The organism is Catellatospora sp. KI3, from assembly GCF_029948125.1.
GTDB lineage: Bacteria > Actinomycetota > Actinomycetes > Mycobacteriales > Micromonosporaceae > Catellatospora.
Map to the genome: position 1 here is coordinate 1 of NZ_JASAMB010000003.1, position 19,633 is coordinate 19,633.

Annotated in this window: 21 protein-coding genes; 13 read left to right on the plus strand and 8 right to left on the minus strand. The window is 71.6% G+C overall.

Annotated elements, in window-relative coordinates:
- Positions 1–297 precede the first annotated feature (297 nt).
- Positions 298–795 carry a hypothetical protein gene (locus QEZ54_RS06560; RefSeq protein WP_281303565.1) on the plus strand — a complete coding sequence of 166 codons (498 nt, stop codon included), beginning with the start codon at positions 298–300 and terminating at the stop codon, positions 793–795.
- On the opposite strand, the gene QEZ54_RS06565 is transcribed toward QEZ54_RS06560, so the two are convergent.
- A complete protein-coding gene (locus tag QEZ54_RS06565; RefSeq protein WP_281303566.1) occupies positions 774–1,997 on the minus strand; it encodes an erythromycin esterase family protein in 1,224 nt (407 codons plus the stop codon). The genes QEZ54_RS06560 and QEZ54_RS06565 overlap by 22 nt on opposite strands.
- A 59-nt stretch (positions 1,998–2,056) precedes the next feature.
- On the opposite strand from QEZ54_RS06565, the gene QEZ54_RS06570 reads away from it, so the two are divergent.
- Positions 2,057–2,815, plus strand: a complete 759-nt coding sequence (locus QEZ54_RS06570; RefSeq protein WP_281303567.1) for a TioE family transcriptional regulator — start codon at positions 2,057–2,059, stop codon at positions 2,813–2,815.
- Between the two features lie 97 nt (positions 2,816–2,912).
- On the opposite strand, the gene QEZ54_RS06575 is transcribed toward QEZ54_RS06570, so the two are convergent.
- From QEZ54_RS06575 to QEZ54_RS06595, 5 genes are all read right to left on the minus strand, one after another.
- Complete coding sequence (locus tag QEZ54_RS06575) at positions 2,913–3,761, minus strand: biotin-dependent carboxyltransferase family protein (RefSeq protein WP_281303568.1); 849 nt, start codon at positions 3,759–3,761, stop codon at positions 2,913–2,915.
- The gene (locus QEZ54_RS06580; protein WP_281303569.1) at positions 3,758–4,381 is read right to left on the minus strand and encodes an allophanate hydrolase subunit 1; all 624 of its coding nucleotides are present in this window, start codon (positions 4,379–4,381) and stop codon (positions 3,758–3,760) included. The genes QEZ54_RS06575 and QEZ54_RS06580 overlap by 4 nt, the downstream gene beginning before the upstream one ends.
- Before the next feature lie 75 nt (positions 4,382–4,456).
- Positions 4,457–5,035 carry a transcriptional regulator gene (locus QEZ54_RS06585; protein WP_281303570.1) on the minus strand — a complete coding sequence of 193 codons (579 nt, stop codon included), beginning with the start codon at positions 5,033–5,035 and terminating at the stop codon, positions 4,457–4,459.
- Entirely contained in the window at positions 5,032–6,165 is a 1,134-nt protein-coding gene (locus tag QEZ54_RS06590) for a PEP/pyruvate-binding domain-containing protein (RefSeq protein ID WP_281303571.1), read from the minus strand. Before QEZ54_RS06590 ends, QEZ54_RS06585 begins: the two co-directional genes overlap by 4 nt.
- Positions 6,162–6,551, minus strand: coding sequence for a DNA-binding protein (locus QEZ54_RS06595; RefSeq protein ID WP_281303572.1), 390 nt, complete (start codon positions 6,549–6,551; stop codon positions 6,162–6,164). Before QEZ54_RS06595 ends, QEZ54_RS06590 begins: the two co-directional genes overlap by 4 nt.
- A 92-nt stretch (positions 6,552–6,643) precedes the next feature.
- Here QEZ54_RS06595 and QEZ54_RS06600 point away from each other — a divergent pair, with 92 nt between their 5' ends.
- Positions 6,644–7,852, plus strand: coding sequence for a HEAT repeat domain-containing protein (locus QEZ54_RS06600; protein ID WP_281303573.1), 1,209 nt, complete (start codon positions 6,644–6,646; stop codon positions 7,850–7,852).
- Positions 7,853–7,871: 19 nt separating this feature from the next.
- Here the strand turns inward: QEZ54_RS06600 and QEZ54_RS06605 are convergent, their stop codons facing one another.
- Positions 7,872–8,378 carry a GNAT family protein gene (locus QEZ54_RS06605; protein ID WP_281303574.1) on the minus strand — a complete coding sequence of 169 codons (507 nt, stop codon included), beginning with the start codon at positions 8,376–8,378 and terminating at the stop codon, positions 7,872–7,874.
- Between the two features lie 122 nt (positions 8,379–8,500).
- Between QEZ54_RS06605 and QEZ54_RS06610 the strand changes: the two genes are divergently transcribed.
- From QEZ54_RS06610 to QEZ54_RS06655, 10 genes are all read left to right on the plus strand, one after another.
- The gene (locus QEZ54_RS06610; protein ID WP_281303575.1) at positions 8,501–9,343 is read left to right on the plus strand and encodes a hypothetical protein; all 843 of its coding nucleotides are present in this window, start codon (positions 8,501–8,503) and stop codon (positions 9,341–9,343) included.
- 160 nt (positions 9,344–9,503) lie between these two features.
- Positions 9,504–9,866 carry a DUF2089 domain-containing protein gene (locus tag QEZ54_RS06615; protein ID WP_281303576.1) on the plus strand — a complete coding sequence of 121 codons (363 nt, stop codon included), beginning with the start codon at positions 9,504–9,506 and terminating at the stop codon, positions 9,864–9,866.
- The gene (locus QEZ54_RS06620) at positions 9,863–10,123 is read left to right on the plus strand and encodes a hypothetical protein (RefSeq protein ID WP_281303577.1); all 261 of its coding nucleotides are present in this window, start codon (positions 9,863–9,865) and stop codon (positions 10,121–10,123) included. The genes QEZ54_RS06615 and QEZ54_RS06620 overlap by 4 nt, the downstream gene beginning before the upstream one ends.
- Positions 10,124–10,134: 11 nt before the next feature.
- Entirely contained in the window at positions 10,135–10,557 is a 423-nt protein-coding gene (locus QEZ54_RS06625) for a hypothetical protein (protein ID WP_281303578.1), read from the plus strand.
- Positions 10,558–10,926: 369 nt separating this feature from the next.
- Positions 10,927–11,697 carry an ATP-binding cassette domain-containing protein gene (locus QEZ54_RS06630; protein ID WP_281303579.1) on the plus strand — a complete coding sequence of 257 codons (771 nt, stop codon included), beginning with the start codon at positions 10,927–10,929 and terminating at the stop codon, positions 11,695–11,697.
- A complete protein-coding gene (locus tag QEZ54_RS06635) occupies positions 11,694–12,455 on the plus strand; it encodes an ABC transporter permease (RefSeq protein ID WP_281303580.1) in 762 nt (253 codons plus the stop codon). The genes QEZ54_RS06630 and QEZ54_RS06635 overlap by 4 nt, the downstream gene beginning before the upstream one ends.
- A gap of 282 nt (positions 12,456–12,737) precedes the next feature.
- On the plus strand, positions 12,738–13,817 hold the full coding sequence (locus tag QEZ54_RS06640) for a glycoside hydrolase family 19 protein (protein WP_281303581.1): 1,080 nt from the start codon (positions 12,738–12,740) through the stop codon (positions 13,815–13,817).
- Between the two features lie 182 nt (positions 13,818–13,999).
- Positions 14,000–14,971 carry a cellulose binding domain-containing protein gene (locus tag QEZ54_RS06645; protein ID WP_281303582.1) on the plus strand — a complete coding sequence of 324 codons (972 nt, stop codon included), beginning with the start codon at positions 14,000–14,002 and terminating at the stop codon, positions 14,969–14,971.
- 311 nt (positions 14,972–15,282) lie between these two features.
- Positions 15,283–15,726, plus strand: coding sequence for a hypothetical protein (locus QEZ54_RS06650; protein WP_281303583.1), 444 nt, complete (start codon positions 15,283–15,285; stop codon positions 15,724–15,726).
- Positions 15,727–15,855: 129 nt separating this feature from the next.
- The gene (locus tag QEZ54_RS06655; RefSeq protein ID WP_281303584.1) at positions 15,856–17,946 is read left to right on the plus strand and encodes a protein kinase; all 2,091 of its coding nucleotides are present in this window, start codon (positions 15,856–15,858) and stop codon (positions 17,944–17,946) included.
- Positions 17,947–17,978: 32 nt separating this feature from the next.
- Here the strand turns inward: QEZ54_RS06655 and QEZ54_RS06660 are convergent, their stop codons facing one another.
- Positions 17,979–19,622, minus strand: coding sequence for a serine/threonine-protein kinase (locus QEZ54_RS06660; protein WP_281303585.1), 1,644 nt, complete (start codon positions 19,620–19,622; stop codon positions 17,979–17,981).
- Positions 19,623–19,633 lie beyond the last annotated feature (11 nt).

Sequence of the window (19,633 nt, forward strand, 5' to 3'; positions counted from 1 at the left end):
ACAGCCACCCCGGCCGGTCGATCATGAACTTATGGGCGTGTTCGACGGCGTGTCCCCACCCCACCACCGTGATCGAAACCCGAGGCCACGCGTCCACCGGCGTGGCCCGGCCGACCGTCGGGGGCGATGATCGCCGTCTGCGGTCATAGGAGGCCGACTCAGCGCACCGAATGACCGGCGACAGCGATCAACCCGGCCAGAGCCCGTCAAGATCTGCTCGCGTGGTCATTCTCTGGCACGACATCGCCGTTGCCAGAGCCCGATCGAGCTGTCGGTCGGTGGTCCTATGATGCGGCGGTGTCGCGAAAGAGCTATTACGAACTCGCCTTCGGGGTGAGCCCGGGTGGGGCCCGCAAGTGCACGCACTACGTTCGCGGCACCCTCGCCGAGATCAAGTCCGACCTGGCCGCCGAACTCGCTGAGGAACTCAACCTCTACCTGCTGTGCTGGTACGGCGCGGACCTGACGCTCCAGGTGTATCAGCACGGCGAACCGGCCTGGTCGACCGACCTGCACCCGTTCGTCACCATCTCCGTCGAGGGCTATCCGACCATCACGTTCGCCGGCCCGCGCGAGCCGCTCGGCTACGACTTCGAGGCTGACGACGACGCCGAGGACGAGGAGGAGACCCTCTCGTACCGCATGTTCTGCGGCGAGCTCGGCGACACCGTCAGCGTCGCAGTGGCCTGGGACCGCATAGCCGTGCCACCGCTGGCCGGTGACGTCCTGACCGCCGACGACGAGTTGCCCGCCGACGCGCGCCACAGCTACGGCTACTCGGACTGCGAGATCTGAGCCCCGGCCGGGCAGTCCTTGACGAACACCATCGCGTCGACGCTGCCCAGCTGGGCCGGGTCCAGCGGGGCGTAGCCGTACCAGGGGGAGGTCCGCGGGGCGGGCGGCTGCTCGCCGAGGATGGCGGCGAGCAGCCGCGGGTCCACTGTGCAGCGGTCGTCGGGCAGCGTGTAGAGGAGGCCTTCGAGGGTGTCCGGGGGCGGGGTGTCGACCCCGTGGTGGCGGATCGTGCCGAGGGCGGTGGCGACGAAGGCGTACCCGGGACCCAGGTGGGAGGCGGTGATGGAGCCGGCGCTCCACCATTTCAGCGGCATGCTGCCCAGGCGCATGCTGCTTCGCTCCCGCTGCAGATGCGAGTTGTGCGCGTAGGCCAGTGCCGGGCCGTGCTCGGCTGCGGCGAGCAGGTTGGCGGCCATCATCGTCGCGCGTACCCCCAGCAGTTGCGCCAGGCGGCCGGGTGACGTGTCGGCCAGCCAGAAGTGGTATCGCAGCAGGCCGGTGGCGGTGCGCGCGTACAGTCGGGCCCGGTCGAGCTCGTCCGGGGAGGACACCGCGACCAGGTGCGGCAGCTGGGTGTCGAGCAGGGCGGCCAGGTCGTCGGCGAGCAGCCGCAGCTGTCTGGCCTCGGTGCTCTGCCCCACCGACCGCGCCGGGTCGCGCAGCGAGTCGGGGTGACTCCACGGATCATCGGCGCCGAGCAGGTGGTCGAGTGTCTCCGGTGTGCAGCAGAGCAGCTCGGCGTCGACCCGGGCGGCCAGGTACGCGTGGAGTGCGGTGAGCGCCTGCCGGGGGCTCGCGGCGCCGGTCATCTCCAGCGGGCCGTCGAAGCCGGCGAAGCGCAGCTGCTCGGTGCGGGGTCGGCCGTCGTTGTACGCGCGCATCCAGCGTACGAGTTCGCGGTTGGCGGCGGATGCGCCGAATCCGTGACTGAAGCCCTTCGCCATCACGTCGTCGAGGCTGCCGGTGCCCGTGGTCACGTAGTCGTCCACGAGCAGCCCCATCATGCAGTCGCTCTCGATGGCGACGGTCCGGTAGCCCTCCTGCTCGACGAGCTGCCGCAGAAGGTCGTTACGTGCTTCGAGCAGCACGTCTTCGCCGTGGGTGGGCTCGCCGAGGGCGAGCAGCCGGGGCCTGTCGGGCAGCAGCCCGAGCAGTATCCCGGCGTCGAGTGGACGGACAGCGTCTTTGATCGCGTCGTTCATTGCTTCAACGGTATCGTTGAACCGACGGTTGAAACTTCTCCGCTTCCCTGGGCTGGAAGATGCTGCGAAACCCTCAATCCGGTGGTCGTCTCAGGCCGGTCGACCTGGCGCGTGCGCATGCCCTGTCGACGCAGGCGGTCCGCAACTACGAAGACGCCGGGATCCTGCCGGCGGCGGAGCGCAGCGAGTTCGGCTACCGCGGCTACACGCCGTTGCACGCGTCGGCGCTGCGGGCGTTCCTCGCCCTGGTGCCAGGCCACGGCCACCAGGCGGCCACGTCGATCATGCAGGCGGTGAACCGGGACGCGGTCGAGGACGCGTTGGAGATCATCGACGCGAGCCATGCCCGGCTGCGGGAGGACCGCCGTACCCTGCGCTCGGTCGAGTCCGCGCTGGCCGAGCTGAGCCCCGTGCCGCAGGAGCGCGGTGACATGTTCGTCGGTCCGCTGGCGCGAAGGCTCAGCATCCGCCCGGCCACCCTGCGCAAGTGGGAGCGGGCCGGGCTGGTGCGACCGCGCCGCGACCGGCACACCGGCTACCGGGTCTACGGCGCTGCCGACGTACGCGACGCGCAGCTCGTCCACCAGCTCAGACGCGGCGGTTACCGGCTGGCGCAGATCGTTCCGCTGATCGGGCAGGTCCGGTCGGCCGGAGGCGTCGCGCCGCTGGGCTCGATGCTGCACGACTGGCACGCGCGCCTGTCCGCGCGGGGCCGGGCCATGCTCACGGGCGCGGCCGCGCTGGACGCGTACCTCGATCACCGTGTGGAGCGGGCTGGGTCAGCGGGCGTACCGGGCCCCGAGCTCCTGCCGCAGTAGCGGACCGGTCTGCTGCTCGGCGAGCCGGAGCAGGCGGTCGGCTTCGGCGGGGCTCATCGCGTACGCCCGGCGCCGGCCCACGGTGCTGTGTGGACGGTCACCTGCGGGCGGCGGCGAAGGTCAGCAGGGTGCCCGGGCGGGCCTGGGCGACCAGCCACAGATCGTCGGGGTGCACGACGCCGACGACCGGGTATCCGCCGGTGGTCGGGTGGTCGGCGAGCAGGATGACCGGCAGCCCGGACGGCGGCACCTGCACCGCTCCGGAGAGCATCCCTTCGCTGGGCAGCTCGTCGTGGCGGGTGCGCCGCAGGGCGGGGCCGTCCAGGCGTACGCCGACGCGGTTGCTCTCGCCGGTGACCGTGTAGGTCCGGCCGACCGGGCTGTCGGCGAACCAGTCCGCGCGCGGCCCGGGGAGCAGCCGCACGGTCGCGTGGTCGGGGATCGCCGCCGGCGGGGCCAGGTCGACGGGTGCGGGGCCGCCCTGCGGCACGCCCAGGGGCAGTTCGGCCCCGGCGGTGAGCGGGGCCGGTCCGAGCCCGGACATGACGTCGGTGGAGCGGCTGCCCAGCACCGGTGGCACGGCCACACCACCGGCCACCGCGAGGTAGGTCCGCAGCCCGCTGGCCGCCGGTCCGATCCGCAGCACCGAGCCGGCCCGGACGAACACCGGGGCGTACTGGGCGGCGGGCCGGTCGTCGACGAAGACCGGGCTCGGGGCGCCGGTGACGGCGAGCCATCGGTCGGTGCCGCAGGCGACGTCGACGCCGAGCAGGGTCGCTTCCAGGCCCGCCCGGTCCTCGCCGTTGCCGACGAGCCGGTTGGCCAGGCGGAGGCTGTGCCGGTCGGCCGCGCCCGACGGCGGGACGGCCAGGCTCGCCAGGCCGCGGCGGCCGAGGTCCTGGACGGTGGTCAGCAGGCCGGGGCGCACGATCACCAGGCCGGTCATACCGCGGTGAACCTGACTCGGGTGCCGGGTGGCAGCAGCGCGGGCGGGTCCCGTTCGACGTTCCACAGCTCGGCGTCGGTATGGCCGAGGATCCGCCATCCGCCTGGCGACCGGCGGGGGTACACGCTGGTGAAGCCGCCGGCTAAGGCCACGCTGCCGGCCGCGACCGAGGTGCGCGGCCGGTCGAGGCGGGGCAGGTGCAGGACGGGCGGCAGGCCGCTGATGTAGGCGAAGCCGGGTGCGAAGCCGCAGAAGGCCACCTGGAGTTCGGAGCCGGTGTGCGCCTGGACGACGGCGGTCTCGGTGATCCCTTTCATCGCGGCGATCTCGGCCAGGTCGGGGCCGTCGTAGCGGACCGGGACCTCGACGGTCTGGGCGCCGGTCGGGGCGGGTGGGGCGCCGGGCCGCCAGCCGGTGAGCAGCGCGGCCGCGTCGGCGTGGCTGATGCCCGGCCGGTCCACGTCGAGCAGGATGGTGCGGGCGCCGGGGACGAGGTCGGTGACCAGTGCCATCGGGCCGGTGGGGGCGAGGGCGCGCAGGTGGTCGTAGAGCGAGGTGGCCTCGGCGGTGGTGTCCACTTCGATCAGCCAGCCGGTCAGGCCGAACGGCAGGATCCGCATTCGGCAGTCTACCTCCGCGCCGCCGCGGAGGTGCGGCCGCTTCGCGCCGGGCGCGATGGCGGATCGACGGACCGCCTACCGGACGATGCCGAGGGTGGCGATCAGGTCCTCGTGCAGCTCGAACCAGATCCGGTGGCACGAGTCGACCTCGATGCCGGTGATCCAGGCCGGGTCCTGACCGGATCGGGCCAGCGCGGCCGCGAACCGGTCGTGGTAGCCGCCGAACCGGTCCAGGTGTGCCGTCAGGGCCTGTTCGAGTTCGCGCAGTTCGTCGGCGAGGTCGGCGAGGCGGCGCAGGATGTCGGCGGGTCGGCCGGAGTCGAGCTGCCACGCGGTGAACGCCTGGGTCGCCTCGGCGTTGAGCGGCACGAACCGGTCGTGCACCGCGGAGACGGTCTGCTCGGCGGCCGCGGAGCCCAACTCGTCGCGCAGCTGCGCCGTGTTGCGCTGGTAGCCGCTGCCGGTCAGCGACCAGCCGCTCAGGTCGGAGAAGGACGACCGGGTGACCCAGCCGTACGCCTGGGCGTCAAGCAGGTCCTCACCGGTCTGGGCGGGGTCGAGGCCGAACCGGGCCGCGACGGCGGCGGTGTCGGCGAAGCCGCGCAGCCGCACCGCGTGCAGCACCAGCAGGCCGGTGGGGGAGGAGTGGGTCATCGGGTGGGTCCTTCGGTGACGGTGCCGGCGGTGCCGTCGACGGTGACGGGGGCGCCGTCGGTGAGGGCGGTCGTCGCCTCGGCGGCGACGACGGCGGGGATGCCGAACTCCCGGGCGACGATGGCCGCGTGGGAGAGGACGCCGCCGGTCTCGGTGACGACGGCGCAGGCGAGCCGGAACAGCGGCGTCCAGGCCGGGTCGGTGGTACGGCACACCAGCACGTCGCCGGGCCGCATCCGGGCGAAGTCGTCGACCGACCGGATGATCCGGACCGGCCCCAGGGCCCGGCCGGGACTGCTCGGCACGCCGGTGACCAGCGGGGCGGCCGGGGTGTGGCCGTTGCGGGCGGCCGGGGCGCGCAGGGCCGTGATCGGGCGCGACTGCAGCAGCCAGATCCGGCCGTCGCGGATCGCCCACTCCACGTCCTGCGGCCGGCCGAACAGGTCCTCGCACCTGCGGCCGAGCCCGACCAGCCGCGCCACCTCGTCCGGTGCCAGGCAGGCGCGTTCGCGGTCGGGCCGGGGGACGGGCGAGCGCACCAGCCCCTGCTCGCCCAGGTCCAGGCGGGTGGCCTTGTCACCGACGGTGACCTGGATGTCGGCGGGGTCGGCCACGACGATCTCGTCGGGGACCACCGCGCCGGAGACGACGGATTCTCCCAGGCCCCATGATGCGTTGACGACCGTGGCGGCGGCGCCGGTGCGCGGGTCGCGGGTGAACAGCACGCCGGCTCGGTCGGCTTCGACCAGGCTCTGCACCAGCACGGGCACGCTCGTCTCGTCGTCGAGGCCCAGGTGCGCCCGGTAGCCGCGGGCGCGGTCCGTCCGCGCCGAGGCGGCGCAGTGGCGCAGCGCGGCGAGGACCTCGTCGCGGCCGCGTACGCCCAGGACGGTTTCGAGCTGTCCGGCGAACGACGCCGCCGCCGAGTCCTCGGCCAGGCCGGACGACCGGACCGCGACCGCGCGGCCGGGGAGCCGGTCCAGGTGCTCGGCGAGGAGCGCGGGGTCGGCGGCCGGGTCGGTGACGACGAATCCGGCGGGGACGGCGAGCCCGGCGCGCAGCAGCACGGCCAGTCCGTGCGCCTTGCGTCCGTGGCGGTCCGCCGCGTCGGCGAGGGGGACGACGTTCACGGACCCTCCTTCGCGTCGAGGCGGGCGGTCACCCGGTCGTGCCGCTGCTGGGCTGCCTGGGCGGTGCGCAGGCCGAGCGGGCGGGCGACCTGGGCCCAGGTCAGGCCCTCGGCGCGGGCGACGAACAGCAGGCCCGCTTCGAGCTGGTCGAGTTCGGCGCGGGCGGCGTCCAGCAGCGTGATCGCGGCCAGCAGGTCGTCGGGCAGGTCGAGCGCGTCCCGGTCGGTGTTGGCCCGCCACAGGGCCTGGCGGATGAGCGTGAACGCGTCGTGTGGCTGGCCGGCGGCCAGCCACGGCAGGCGGGGCAGGTCGTCGCGGGCGCTCAGCCGGTCGCGGGCCCGCTGCTCGGTGGCGCCGTCGGCCTGGTCGTCGGATGCGTGGTGCACTGCGCCAGCCTGACCTTCAACAATCTGTTTGTCAACAATCTGTTGAAGTTTCATCGCGAGACGTTGTCGGACATGGATGTGAGAATGCCGGGGTGCTGGAACGACTCGACGACATCGACTGGTCGCTGCTGTCCCACGCCTACGGCGCCGCCGACGACGTGCCCGGCTGGATCCGGGAGCTGGCCAGCGGCGACGACGAGGTGCGCATCGGCGCCTACCAGGGGCTGTACGCCAGCATCGTGCACCAGGGCTCGCGCTACGAGGCCACCGCCCACGCCGCGCCGTTCCTGCTGGAGCTGCTCGCCGACGAGTCCGTCCCGGACCGGGCCGTGCTGGTGGAGATGCTGGCGGTGATGGCCATCGGGGGCGACGAGGCCTGGCTGCCGGGCACGTTCCCGGTCGCGCTCGTCCGGGAGCAGGCCCGCGGCGGGGGCGCGGTGCGCGCTGCGGCACCGCGCGCGGACCACCCCGACTTCGACGAAGAGGAGGTGTACCGCTACGTCGAAGGGCTGTCCGAGCAGGACCGGACGCGCTACCACCGGCACATCGAGCTCGACGTCTACGACGCGGTCCGGGCCGGCGTGCCGCTGCTGCGCGAGCTGCTGCGCGACCCCGACCCGGCGGTGCGCATCCGGGCGGCGTACGCCCTGGCCTGGTTCCCCGAGGAGGCCGCCAGCAGCGGACCGGTGCTGCTGGCCGCGGCGACGGACGCGCGGGACACCTTCGAGCAGGTCCGGGTGTCGGCCACGGCCCTGGTCGCGGCGAGCCTGCTCGGCCACGGTCCGCCAGCGGACCTGCTGGCCGCGCCCGACCGGGTGACCCGCTGGGCGGCCGCCGTGGCCACGGCCCTGGTCGACGGCGAGGACGCGCCGGACGCCGCCGTCACCGAGCTGCTCGGCTGGGCGTCGGGCGCACCCCGCGACCAGATCCCGTTCCTCGACGGGAACCTGGCCGGGCTGGCCGGTCTCGTGCTGGAGCGGTCGGAGCGCCACGCCGCCAGGGTCTTCGCCGCGTGGCTGCGCGGCATCCCGACGGTGAGCGGCAGCGACGCCCTGACGATGGCCGGGTCGGCGCTGCGGATGGCGTTCCCGGAGCCGGTCCCGGCGGGCACGGCGTACGGGCACCTGACCCAGGACCAGCGCCGGCTGCTGGCCGTGCTGGCCCGCTCGCCGCGGGCGTGGATGCTCGGCGAGCGCCGGTTCGGCAACTTCAGCCTGATGATGTCGGACTACGGACTGTCCGGCAGCCGCGAGCAGCTGCGGGCGTACGTCAACGGCGAGGTGCGGTCGGCGCGGCCCTGACGGGCGCGGGCCGCACCGGTCAGCGGAGCTCCTCGGCGAGCAGGTCCATCAGCAGGCCGTCGTGCCAGGTGCCGTCGGGTCCGCGCTCGTAGCGGCGCAGCACGCCCACCGGCCGGAAGCCGACCTTGGCGTAGCAGGCGATGGCGGCGGTGTTGTCGGCCGCCGGGTCGATGACCAGCCGGTGGTGGCCGCGCTCGGCGATCAGGTGCCGGGCCAGCGTGCGTACCGCGTCGGAGCCCAGGCCCCGGCCGTGCACCTCGGGGTCGAGGTAGAGGTCCATGCCCGCGTGGCGGTACATGGCGTCGGTCTCCTCGTGCCACTGGATGGCGCCGACGACCCGGCCGCCGTGCTCGATCGCCAGCAGCTCCAGGTCGGGGTCGGCGAGGTCGTCCTCGATCTCGGCGGCCAGGTCGTCGCCCTGCCACCGGTCGCGGACCTGCGGGGTGGCGCGGATGGCGGCCAGCGCGCCGACGTCGTCGGGTCCGGCCGGCCGCAGTGTCACCCGGTCGCCGTGCAGCGTGGTCATGCCACCACGGTACGGCCCGATCGCCGACGGCACCCGGGTTCGCCGGCGGTGCGATTCGGTTTGCGGAGCCGTCCGGGGGTCGCCTAGCGTATCGGCACATCGACACACATGGAGGAATCTGCGTGACTCGCCGAGTGCTGGCGTTAGCCGCCGCCCTAGCCGTGCTCCTGCCCGCCGCGCCCGCGCACGCGGCGGTGGCGCCCGGCGGCTTCATCCGTACCACGGTGTCCTGTCCGGCCGGCAAGGTCGCCGTCGCGGGCGGCACCCAGGTGCTGGGGGAGGGCAGCCGGGACTTCCGTACCGTGCTGCAGGAGTCCGCGCCCAGCGGATCGCTGTGGCTGATCACCCTGCGCAACAACGACGCCGCCGCGCACAGCATCGGGCTGTTCGCCGTCTGCGCGACCGCCCCGGCCGGGTACGAGGTGGTCCGTCGCGACGCCGCGATCCCGGCGGGCGGATTCGCGCGCACCTACGGGCTGTGCCCGTCGGGCAAGGTCGCCCTGGGCGGCGGAGCCCAGGTCGTCGGCGAGGGCAGCCGCGACTTCCGGACGGTGATCCGGGAGACCGGCCCCGACTCGGTGCAGGGCGGCAGCCTGAAGCTGTGGCGTACCGCGGTCGGCAACAACGACACGGTGCCGCACACCGTCGGCTTCTTCGCCGTCTGCGCCGCCGCGCCCGCCGGTTACGAGGTGATCCGCCGGGACGTGGCCCTCGCGGCGGGCGGGTTCGTGCGCACCGCCGCCGAATGCTCGCCGGGCAAGGTCGTCTTCGGCGGCGGCGGGCAGATCATCGACTCCAGCGGCGCGGACTACCGCACCGTGACGCAGGAGAGCGTGCCCAGCGTGAACGCCGGGGTGTTCCTCACTGCGATGCGCAACAGCGGCACCGCCAGCCGCACGCTGGCCCTGTACGCCGTCTGCGGCACCTCGCTGAGCGGCTACCAGATAGTCCAGCTCACCCTCTGAGCACCGCGATCCCGCCCCGGCGGAGCCTGGCGCACGACGCCGGCCTCCGCCGGGGCGGTCTGCTGGGTGCCGGGCGTATGGGCACGATTAAGAAAATTAAGATCGAACTCTTGAAAGTTAAGTCGCACCGCGATACAACTTACATATGAAGGAGCATGCGATGGACTGGCGGGAACTGACGAACCTGACGCAGGGTCGGCCGTTCATCGTGGAGCGGGTGCGGTTGACCGACAACGACGTGGCGGTCGAGGGCCGGTTCGAACTGCCGCAGCTGGCTCAGCTCAGCGCCGAGGACCAGATCTTCGTCACCGCGTTCGTGCGCAGCCACGGCTCCATCAAGGAGATGGAGCGGATCTTCGGGGTGAGCTATCCGACGGTCAAGGCGCGGCTGAACCGGATCGCACAGGCGCTGGACTTCGTCGAGACCGACCCGGCGCCGTCGCGCACCGACGTCGTCGAGCGGCTGCGCCGCGGCGAGATCACCGCGGCGCAGGCGCTGTCCGAACTGGAGGCGCAGCCGTGATACCCCAGCTGGTGACCGTCCGGTTCACCCGCCCGCGCGGGCGCCCCGTCCGGATCTGGATCCCGGTGCTGCTCGTGGTGCTCGTCGGCGCCCCGATCCTGATCCTGGCCGTCCTCGCCGGCATCGTCGCCTGCCTGGTGTACGGCATCGCCGTGGCACGGGCGCTCGCCGGTGCCTGGCGCCTGGCCTGCGCACTGCGCGGCACCCGTTTCGACCTCGCGCACGGCAGCACCTCCGTGCTCGTCAGCATCCGATAGGAGCCTCTCTCGTGAACGAAGACCGCAAGAGCATCCTCAGCCTCCTCGCCGAGGGCAAGATCACCGCTGACGAGGCGGAGCGGCTGATCACGGCACTGGAACGCGGCCGTCCGGCGGCGGCGCCGAGCGCCGAGACCCTGCCGAAGGGCAAGGCGAAGTACCTGCGCGTCATGGTCGACGCCCGCGAGGACGGCGAACCGTCGCGGGTCAACGTGCGGGTGCCGCTGCAGCTGCTGCGGGCCGGGGTGAAACTGGCGGCCCTGCTCCCGCCCCCGGCGCTGAACCGGGCCAACGCCGAGCTCGCGAAGTCCGGCTGGCCGATCGACCTGACCCAGCTCAAGCCCGAGCAGCTCGAAGAACTCATCGACCACCTCCACGACGTGACCGTGGAGGTCGACGATCCGGCCGGCACCGTCCGGGTCTTCTGCGAGTAGCCGCCATGCGCACACGCGGCCCGAGACCCGAAGGAGGGCGCAGACCGCCGACGACCGCAGCGGCACGCTGAGCGAACGCCTTTGCGCCGTCGCCCACCGCTGAACGCGAACTTGCCGCCACGCCTCACCGAGCAGCCCGTGACGCCAGATCAGGCGACCCGGCACAGCTGCGGCACGCCGGCTTCGAGCCGGGCGCGCCATTCACGCAGGCACCGCCGACCCTCGACGGTCGACGCGGTCCGCCCCGATTCTCTCTGAGAGATCTCCTCGCAGCGCGCGACTCTGCGCGCCTGCTCCTTTCGCGCTGCCCCGTGCCCCTCCCTAGGGCCCGGCCGTGATCCGACTGTCTAAAAAGGAGTAAGCACCGCCATGGAAACCCCACCACCCCCTGCCGTCGACGTCAGCGGACTGCGCAAGTCGTACGGAGCACTGGAGGTGCTCCAGGGCGTCGACCTCACCGTCGCCGCGGGGAGCATCTTCGCGCTGCTCGGATCCAACGGCGCGGGCAAGACCACCGTCGTGCGGATTCTGTCCACGCTGCTCAAGCCCGATGGCGGCACGGCGGCCGTGGCCGGGTTCGACGTCGTGGCACAGGCGCGGCAGGTCCGCGAGTCGATCAGCCTGACCGGCCAGTTCGCCGCGGTCGACCAGATCCTCACCGGCCGGGAGAACCTCGTCATGGTGGCCCGGCTGCGCCGGGTGGCCGGCCCCGGCCGGGTCGCGGACGACCTGCTGCGGCGGTTCGGCCTCACCGAGGCGGGCGGCCGCCGGGTGGCGACCTACTCCGGCGGTATGCGCCGCCGCCTCGACATCGCCATGAGCCTCATCGGCGACCCGAAGGTCATCTTCCTCGACGAGCCGACCACCGGCCTGGACCCGCAGGCGCGCATCGAGGTCTGGCAGGAGATCCAGAGCCTCGCCGACAGCGGCACCACGGTGCTGCTCACCACCCAGTATCTGGAGGAGGCCGAGAAGCTCGCCGACCGGATCGCGATCCTGCACCAGGGCCGGATCATCGTCTCGGGCACCCTCGCCGAGCTGCGCGGGCTGCTGCCCGCCGCCAAGGCCGAACTCGTCGAACGCCAGCCCACCCTCGAGGAGATCTTCCTCGCCGTCGTCGGAAGCAAGGAGCAGCAGTGAGCGCGCACGTCCTCAGCGACACCGGGGTCATGCTCGGGCGGTCCATCCGGCACGTCACCCGCAGCATGGACACCATCATCACCGTCACCATCATGCCGATCGCGTTCATGCTGCTGTTCCGGTACGTGTTCGGCGGCGCCATCCAGGCCGGCACGACCAACTACACCAACTACCTGATGCCGGGCATCCTGCTCATCGCGATCGCCAGCGGCATCTCCTACACCGGCTTCCGGCTGTTCAACGACATGCAGAGCGGCATCTTCGAACGGTTCCACTCGATGCCGATCGCCCGCTCGTCGGTCCTGTGGGGGCATGTGCTGACCTCGGTGGTGTCCAACGGCATCTCCATGGTCGTCATCATCGCGGTCGGGCTGCTCATGGGCTTCCGGACCTCCGCCGGAGTGCTGGCCTGGCTGGCCGTGGTCGGGATCCTGGCGCTGTTCACCCTGTGCCTGACCTGGGTCGCGATGATCGCGGGGCTGGCGGCGTCCTCGACCGACGGGGCCACCGCGTTCTCGTACCCGCTGGTCTTCCTGCCCTTCCTCAGCTCGGCCTTCGTGCCCACCGGCACCATGCCCGGCCCGGTGCGGGCCTTCGCCGAGCACCAGCCGGTCACCGCCATCGTCGACACGATCCGGGCGCTGTTCGACCAGCAGCCGGTCGGCGACCAGATCTGGAGCGCCCTGGCGTGGTGCGCCGCCATCCTCGTCGTCGCCTACGCGTTCGCCATGCGGGTCTACCGCCGCAAGATCGCCTGACCCGGTACGGCCGCACCGCCGCCCGTCTTCATCGCGGCGGCGGTGCGGCCCATGGTCGTACGCGCTGCGGTCAGCCTGGACAGAGCGCCCGCTCGCGGCGCTGCGGCCATCACACCGGTTGGCCCAGCAGCGACTTGGCCCGCCCTGCCGCCTCGTCGGCCAGTGACCGCGCCGTCCTGGCTCGAGAATTATTAGGAAAGTTTCCATATAGATGTTACGCTCACGCGCATCGATGGACGGCCGAACCGTCCCGGCCGTCCTCTCCCCGAGAGGAGTGAGCACATGCGAAGAATGCGCGCCCTGCTGGCAGCCCTGGCCCTGACGGTCGCGGGTGGACTCATGGCGGTCATCCCCACGACCGCCGCGTCCGCCGCCGCCTGCGCGACCCCGTGGCAGTCCGGCGCCGTCTACACCGGCGGCATGCAGGTGTCGTACAGCAGCCGCAACTACCAGGCCAAGTGGTGGACGCAGAACGAGGCGCCGCCCGGCACCTCCGGCGTCTGGCAGGACCTCGGTTCCTGCGGCGGCGGCACGCCGCCCTCGCAGCCGCCCACCTGCAACTACCCCAACTGGGTCGCGGGCACCTGGTACACCACCGGCAGCGTCGTGCGCTACACCAACGGCCTGTACTACATCGCCGAGCACGACAACCCGGGCTACGACCCCATCATCAGCACCTGGTACTGGGACCCGTACACCTGCGGCGGCCAGCCGCCGACCAGCCCCCCGCCCACCAACCCCGGCGGGTTCGTGGTCAGCGAGGCCCAGTTCAACCAGATGTTCCCAGGGCGCAACTCGTTCTACACGTACTCCGGCCTGGTCGCCGCGCTCAGCGCGTACCCGGCGTTCGCCGGCACCGGCAGCGACACCGTGCGCAAGCAGGAGGCGGCGGCGTTCCTGGCCAACGTGAACCACGAGACCGGCGGACTGGTCCACATCGTCGAGCAGAACACGGCCAACTACCCGCACTACTGCGACTACACCCAGTCCTACGGCTGCCCGGCCGGCCAGGCCGCCTACTACGGCCGCGGCCCGATCCAGCTGAGCTGGAACTTCAACTACAACGCCGCGGGCAACGCCCTGGGCCTGCCGCTGCTGACCAACCCCTGGCTGGTCCAGAACGACGCCTCGGTGGCCTGGAAGACCGGCATCTGGTACTGGATGACGCAGAACGGCCCCGGCACCATGACCCCGCACAACGCGATGGTCAACGGCGCGGGCTTCGGCGAGACGATCCGCAGCATCAACGGCTCGCTGGAGTGCAACGGCGGCAACCCCGCCCAGGTCCAGAGCCGCGTCACCGCCTACCAGCAGTTCGTCGGCATCCTCGGCGTGCCGGCCGGCAACAGCCTGTACTGCTGATCCGCACCGGCCGCGACCCCGCCGCACGCTCGGGCGGGGTCGCGGTTTCGGCCAGGTCACGGGCGTGTTGACAGGCCGGTGCGGGTTGGCGAGACTGGGAGCGCTTCCATCGAACGAGTCGAATGTAAAGATGCCGTCGGCGGAAGCGTCCGCTCCCCTCGATCCTTCCCGGAGGATTCTCCATGCGTACCCGAAGACTGGCCCCGCTCGCGGTCATGCTCGCCGCGCCGGCACACGCCGCCGACACGGTCCGGCCCACCGCGCCCGGCACGCCCGTCGCGTCCGACCTCACCGAGACCAGTGTGGTGCTCACCTGGGCCCCGTCCACCGACGACACCGGCGTGCACCACTACGAGGTCTGGCGCCAGCACACCGACTACATCCAGCAGGTCGCCGCGCCGACCGTCCCCACCGCCACGGTGACCGGCCTGCCGCGCGGCTCGGTGAACCAGTTCTACGTGGTCGCCGTGGACGCGGCGGGCAACCGGTCGACGCCCTCCGGGGCGGTCCCGGTGACCACCCTGCCGGGCGACCTCGAGGCCCCCGGCCCGGTCTACTCGCTCGCGGCCTCCGAGATCACCGACACCTCGGTCCGGCTCACCTGGCAGGGTCCGTTCTGGGGCGACTTCGCGCTGTTCCGGGTGTACCGCGCGCAGAGCGGCGGACCGCTGACCCCGGTCGCGACCACGACCGTCCGCAGCTTCGTGAGCACCGGGCTCAGCCCCGCGACCGCCTACAGCTTCGCGGTGACGGCGGTGGACGCGGTGGGCAACGAGTCCCCGACGATCTACCCGCCGCTGGCGGTCACCACCACCGGCGTCGTGACGCCGCCGACCTGCACGGTGACCTACCGGGTCAACAGCCAGTGGGGCGGCGCGTTCAACACGCAGGTGCAGATCACCAACACCGGCCCGTCCGCGATCACGGGCTGGACCCTGCGCTGGATGTTCGCCGGCGGCCAGCAGATCTCCAGCCTGTGGAACGGCAGCGTGACCCAGACCGGCGCCGCCGTGGCGGTGGCGAGCCTGCCGTACAACGCCGGGCTCGGTGCGGGCGGCGGGTCGCAGTCCTTCGGCTTCCAGGCGACCTGGAGCGGAAGCAACGCCAGCCCGACCGCTTTCACGCTCAACGGCTCGCCCTGCGAGTCGGCGTAGCGGTCGATCGCGTACCCGCCGGTCAGGGTCAGTCCGACCGGCGGGTACGCAACCGTCCACGAGCGGGACATGCCGATGGTCAGGGCGTGCGCCGGCTCTGGGCCGGCCTGGCGCCGAGTGCGCGTGAATGCGGCGAGGGTGACCCGAGATACCAATGCGGAACAAGATCCGGAATCGCCGTACTCGAGACGGCGAAGTCGGCGCCGTCGGGCTGCGGCATCAGCCGCGGCGCTGTCTTCCGATAGGGACCGGGCGGCGCTATTGTCCTGATCGACGATCCATTTCGGGCGATCGGTGAGGCGGACGGTGCGATGGTGAATAGAAAGGGTCCAAAAGGTCACAGGGCAGTTCAGATCCGCGCGGCTCTACTGCTTGGTCTGGCGGCCGCACTCGGGCTTCCGATCGGCACCGCGGCCATAACCGGAGGCACGCAGCCCGCCGTTGTCGCGGCCACCGAGCAGGTCGGCGCCATCACGGCTGCGGCCTTGGCGGAGGAGCTCCGGAAGCGGTTCTTCAAGCGAGAGTCGACGGAGCGTGGCGCCTCTGGCGCTCCGCCGACGCGTCAGGAGATCGTGGCCGGCCTGTGTGAGCTCATGCACCGAGAACTCGCGGACGTCGAGTTCGGCGCCCGGACGGCGGAGGCCATCGAAGCGGCCGCTTCAGCCCTGGCCAGGAACAGTCTCCAAGCCTCCGATCTCGAACGACTCGCCCAGATCGCCATTGAATTCGATGCGGCCAGGCATGTCGACGACTGAGGCGCGAGGCGGTGGAGACCGCAGGATCGATGTACCGTTATGGGCCAGTGCACCATAGCCGTTTGGTGACTTTTACCGTCTCCATCGCCGCACGGCCGGTTGGTAGAGTCGCGCCGGGAGTGTGGACACGTGACAGGTTTCGAAAACGAGATGCCGCCCGGCTATATGGAGCCGATTAACATCGGTCACGGCGGGTGGGCGGATGTCTATCGCTGTACCGATCGGACAGGCAACCGGGTAGCGTTGAAACTGTTCCGGGATCGTCTCGCGGATCCGACCGATGATCGCGATTTTCGGCGGGAGTTTGCGGTCGCTGCGGCTCTGAGCGCGCATCCGGGGACGATCGGCCTCCACGAGGGCGGCGTGACCGTCGCCCAGCGGCCCTGGCTGGCACTGGAGTTCGCCAGCAGGGGCAGTGTGGCTGGTCTCATCGCCTCGGTCGGCAGTCTTCCCCTCGACATCGCAATGTGCTACGCGGTGAGCATCGCCGACACGCTGGCCTGGGCGCATTCGCTGGCGACGCCCGTCATCCACGGCGACATCAAGCCCGCCAACATCCTGATCGACGCCGCGGACCGGCCGCGCCTGACCGACTTCGGGGCAGCCAGGTTCACCCGGGGCAGTCGCTCGGTCACCGTCCACCAGCTCGCCCAGACCCATGCCGCGCCAGAGGTGCTGGTCGAGGGCAGGGCCACCCCCGTCGCGGACGTCTGGTCCCTGGCGGCGACGCTGTTCGAGATGCTGACCGGCAATCCGCCGTTCATGCTCCGCGAGGCCGAGGGTGTCGTCGCGTTCGCGAACCGGGTTCAGGCCGGGCTGCCGGCCGACGCGATACCCGCGTCTGTGCCGGAGCAGGTCGCGGATGTCCTCAGGGGTGGGTTGACGGCCGACCGTGCCGCACGCACGTCGAGCATGGCCGAGTTCGCGTGGATGCTGCGGAGTGCGCAGGAGGCGCTGTCGCTGCCGGTCACGCCAGGGTGGCCCGCCCCGGCTTCCCGCCCGGCCGATCCGCGGTTCATCACTTACGCCGAGGCGCTGGCGGTCACGACTCACGCCCCGCTCAAGCTCGACAGGCCCGCGCCCGCAGCCCCGAGGCCTCCGCGCAGCCGTCGACCGGTGCTCGTTGTCGCCTCCATAGCCGCCGTCGGCCTGCTTCTAGCCGGTGCCGGGTTCGCCTTTGCGGTCGGCGGCGATGAGGCTGAGCCCCCACGGAGCCTCGGCGCGACCGCGACACCGGCGACCAGCGCGACCGCTACGGCCACCGCACCGCCCCAGCCAAGCGCGACGGTGCCGAGCATCGCACCTTCGACCGGTGGCGTACCGACCACGCCGACCGTCGCCCGTACGAGTGCCGGGCCGGCCGCGAACGTGCCGCCGCCCGCACCGGCGGTCCCGGGGGTGATCTCGACGTTCTCGATCGCGGACTCCAGCGGAGTCGCCGGATTGAACGGCAAGCTCGCGTTCTCCATCACCCCGCCGGCGAGCACGGCGGCGATTCAGCGCTACGAACTCGAGTACACCGGCGACGCCACGCCCGACCTGACTTCCACCGCGACCTCGGGCCAGATACAGGGCCTGACCAACGGAACGACGTACTCGGTCCGAGTACGGGCCTGCGCCAGCCAATGCGCCGCCTGGTCCGGTTCCCGCGCAGGTCAACCGTATGGGCCGGTGCCCAACCCGGGCAGCGGCGCGTCCAAGTCGGGTGACCGCCAGATCCAGCTGTCGTGGAGTGCGCCGGGAACCAATGGGCGGCCGCTGTCGAGGTTGGAGATCAGGGTCGACGGCGGTGGGTGGGAGAACGTCGGGGTGGGCAACGGAAGCCGGATCGTGGGCAACGGACCCAACCAGGGTCACTCCATCCAGGTGCGCGCCTTCGATCAGGCGGGCCAGGAGAGCGGCACCACCTCGGCGAACGCCACCACCTCCGGTTCGTGGGTGAACGTCAGTCCGGGCAGCAGCGCGCAGGGGCAGCCGGGCTGCTCATCGTCCGCCTGCCGCTACATCACGGTGGAACTGCGCAACTTCGCGTCCAACACGTCGTATTCATGCTCGTTCAACTCCAGCCTGGGCAGTGACGGGTTCATCACCCGGAACTTCACCACGGACGGCAACGGCAACGCCGGTCCGAGCCAGACGCCCAACTACTTCGGCGTGGCGAGCGGATGGGTCACGGCGACCTGCGGAGGTGTCGCCGGCACACGCAGCCCCTGGCTCTGACTCCTGGAGCGCTCAGATCACGGGAGGTCAGGTCAGCACTGCGGTGCATTCCGCTGAGACCACCACGTCGTTCGCAGCGACCGGAGTGCTTCCAGGGCCGAAGTCACGTCAACCGACGGGTTGAGGCTCTGGAAGCTGTACTGGTTGCCTGGATCAGTGGCGGAGATCTCCTGCCAATTGACGTCGTCACCCGGCGGCAGCCCCTGTACGTAGGTCATCGCCGAGTAAGGCGGACTGATGCTGCCGGTCGGGCTGTCGCTGTGGCGATTGGTACGGAGGAACAGGCCACCAGGTGTGCGGAAATTCGGGTAGTCCGCGTCGGCGGGCCAACCGAGTTCGAAGGTCCAGGACTTCGCCCCGGAGGCGTAGTAGCGTCGAACCGTTCCGAGCACGCCGTCCACGGTGTCACGCGCGCACCATGGCGGTGGCGGTTCGACGACGACGACTCGTGGGCTGGGGCTGGTGTTCGCCTGCGGATTCGACGGACCGGTTGGACTGGCCGCACTGGACGGGGCGGTCGAGGTGCCGCTGCGCTTCGGCACCGACTGGGTGGGCGCCGCAACCCGCGCGGCATCTATGCCCTGGCCGGCGGGTACAGCTGTGTTGTCGGAGGCGTAGTTCGCGAAGGCCATGCCGGCGCCCGCGACGACGGCGATCGCGGTGACAGCGCCGATCTTGATCGTCAGCGAGCGTGACCCGCGCCGTGGCGCATCAGGTTTGCCAGCAGGATCCAGATTGAGCGGCCGTGCCGTGGTCCGTGCCAGCGCCTCGGTGTAGGTGGTGAAGGGCAGCTCCCTACCGGCCTTCAGCTGCTGCTCCTGGCGCGTGGGTGCGTGTCCGAGGGCCGACTGGGCTGCTCTGAGCTCCGTTGCCATCGCGGACATGGTGGCCGTCCGCCCGGCGCGGTCCACAACGAGCCCGGCCCGGATGACGGCGGCGAGAGCGTCAGGGACGCTCGCAGGGATGGCGTCTGCGGGCAGTCCGCTGCAGACCCGGTCGATGAAGGCGCCCGGTCCCTCACCGGGCTTGGGGACGAACGGCGAAACCCCGGCGAGCATTTCGAAGAGCATGGCGGCCAGCGCCCAGATGTCGGAGGAGGGGGACGCACGACCGTCACGGAGCACCTCCGGGGCCGCGTGAGTCTGCGTGAACTGGGCGAGGGTGATCGACTGGCGGCTCCCGAGCTGGCCGGATACCCCGAAGTCGCTTACCAAGGGTCTACCGCTGTCGTCGAGCAGCACGTTCGCGGGTTTGAGGTCGCCGTGGACCACCGGAGACGGCAGGGAATGCGCCCACGCCATCGTGTCGGCAAGGCGTACGGTGAGGTCGATGGCGTGCTTCACACCGAGCGCACCACCTGAGTGTTTGATCAGGTCCGCCAAGGTGCCGCCGGCGGCCAGCTCCATCGCGAGCCAGGGCCGTGCTGAGGCGGTCACTCCGGCGGCTCGCACTCCGATCACTCCGGGATGCCTGCTGAGCATGGCGGCAGTGCGGCACTCCTGCCGGAAGCCCTCGGCGCCGGCTGCCGGGTCGCTGAGGCGCTGGTGGAACAGCTTGACCGCGACAAGGCTGCCGTCGGACTGGTCGACGCAGCGGTAGACCTCGGCCCATCCACCTGAACCGATGTGCTCGGGCTGGCGGTAGCCTGGCGGTAGATCGTTGATGTCACCCGTCACGGCTTGCATCC

What these genes read in the sequence shown, in the direction of transcription:
- QEZ54_RS06570 (WP_281303567.1), top strand. Translation starts at nt 2,057, where the DNA reads ATGCTGCGAAACCCTCAATCCGGTGGTCGTCTCAGGCCGGTCGACCTG.
- QEZ54_RS06630 (WP_281303579.1), top strand. Translation starts at nt 10,927, where the DNA reads ATGGAAACCCCACCACCCCCTGCCGTCGACGTCAGCGGACTGCGCAAG.
- QEZ54_RS06580 (WP_281303569.1), bottom strand. Translation starts at nt 4,381, where the DNA reads ATGCGGATCCTGCCGTTCGGCCTGACCGGCTGGCTGATCGAAGTGGAC.
- QEZ54_RS06585 (WP_281303570.1), bottom strand. Translation starts at nt 5,035, where the DNA reads ATGACCCACTCCTCCCCCACCGGCCTGCTGGTGCTGCACGCGGTGCGG.
- QEZ54_RS06565 (WP_281303566.1), bottom strand. Translation starts at nt 1,997, where the DNA reads ATGAACGACGCGATCAAAGACGCTGTCCGTCCACTCGACGCCGGGATA.
- QEZ54_RS06615 (WP_281303576.1), top strand. Translation starts at nt 9,504, where the DNA reads ATGGACTGGCGGGAACTGACGAACCTGACGCAGGGTCGGCCGTTCATC.
- QEZ54_RS06650 (WP_281303583.1), top strand. Translation starts at nt 15,283, where the DNA reads ATGGTGAATAGAAAGGGTCCAAAAGGTCACAGGGCAGTTCAGATCCGC.
- QEZ54_RS06645 (WP_281303582.1), top strand. Translation starts at nt 14,000, where the DNA reads ATGCGTACCCGAAGACTGGCCCCGCTCGCGGTCATGCTCGCCGCGCCG.
- QEZ54_RS06605 (WP_281303574.1), bottom strand. Translation starts at nt 8,378, where the DNA reads ATGACCACGCTGCACGGCGACCGGGTGACACTGCGGCCGGCCGGACCC.
- QEZ54_RS06575 (WP_281303568.1), bottom strand. Translation starts at nt 3,761, where the DNA reads ATGACCGGCCTGGTGATCGTGCGCCCCGGCCTGCTGACCACCGTCCAG.
- QEZ54_RS06640 (WP_281303581.1), top strand. Translation starts at nt 12,738, where the DNA reads ATGCGAAGAATGCGCGCCCTGCTGGCAGCCCTGGCCCTGACGGTCGCG.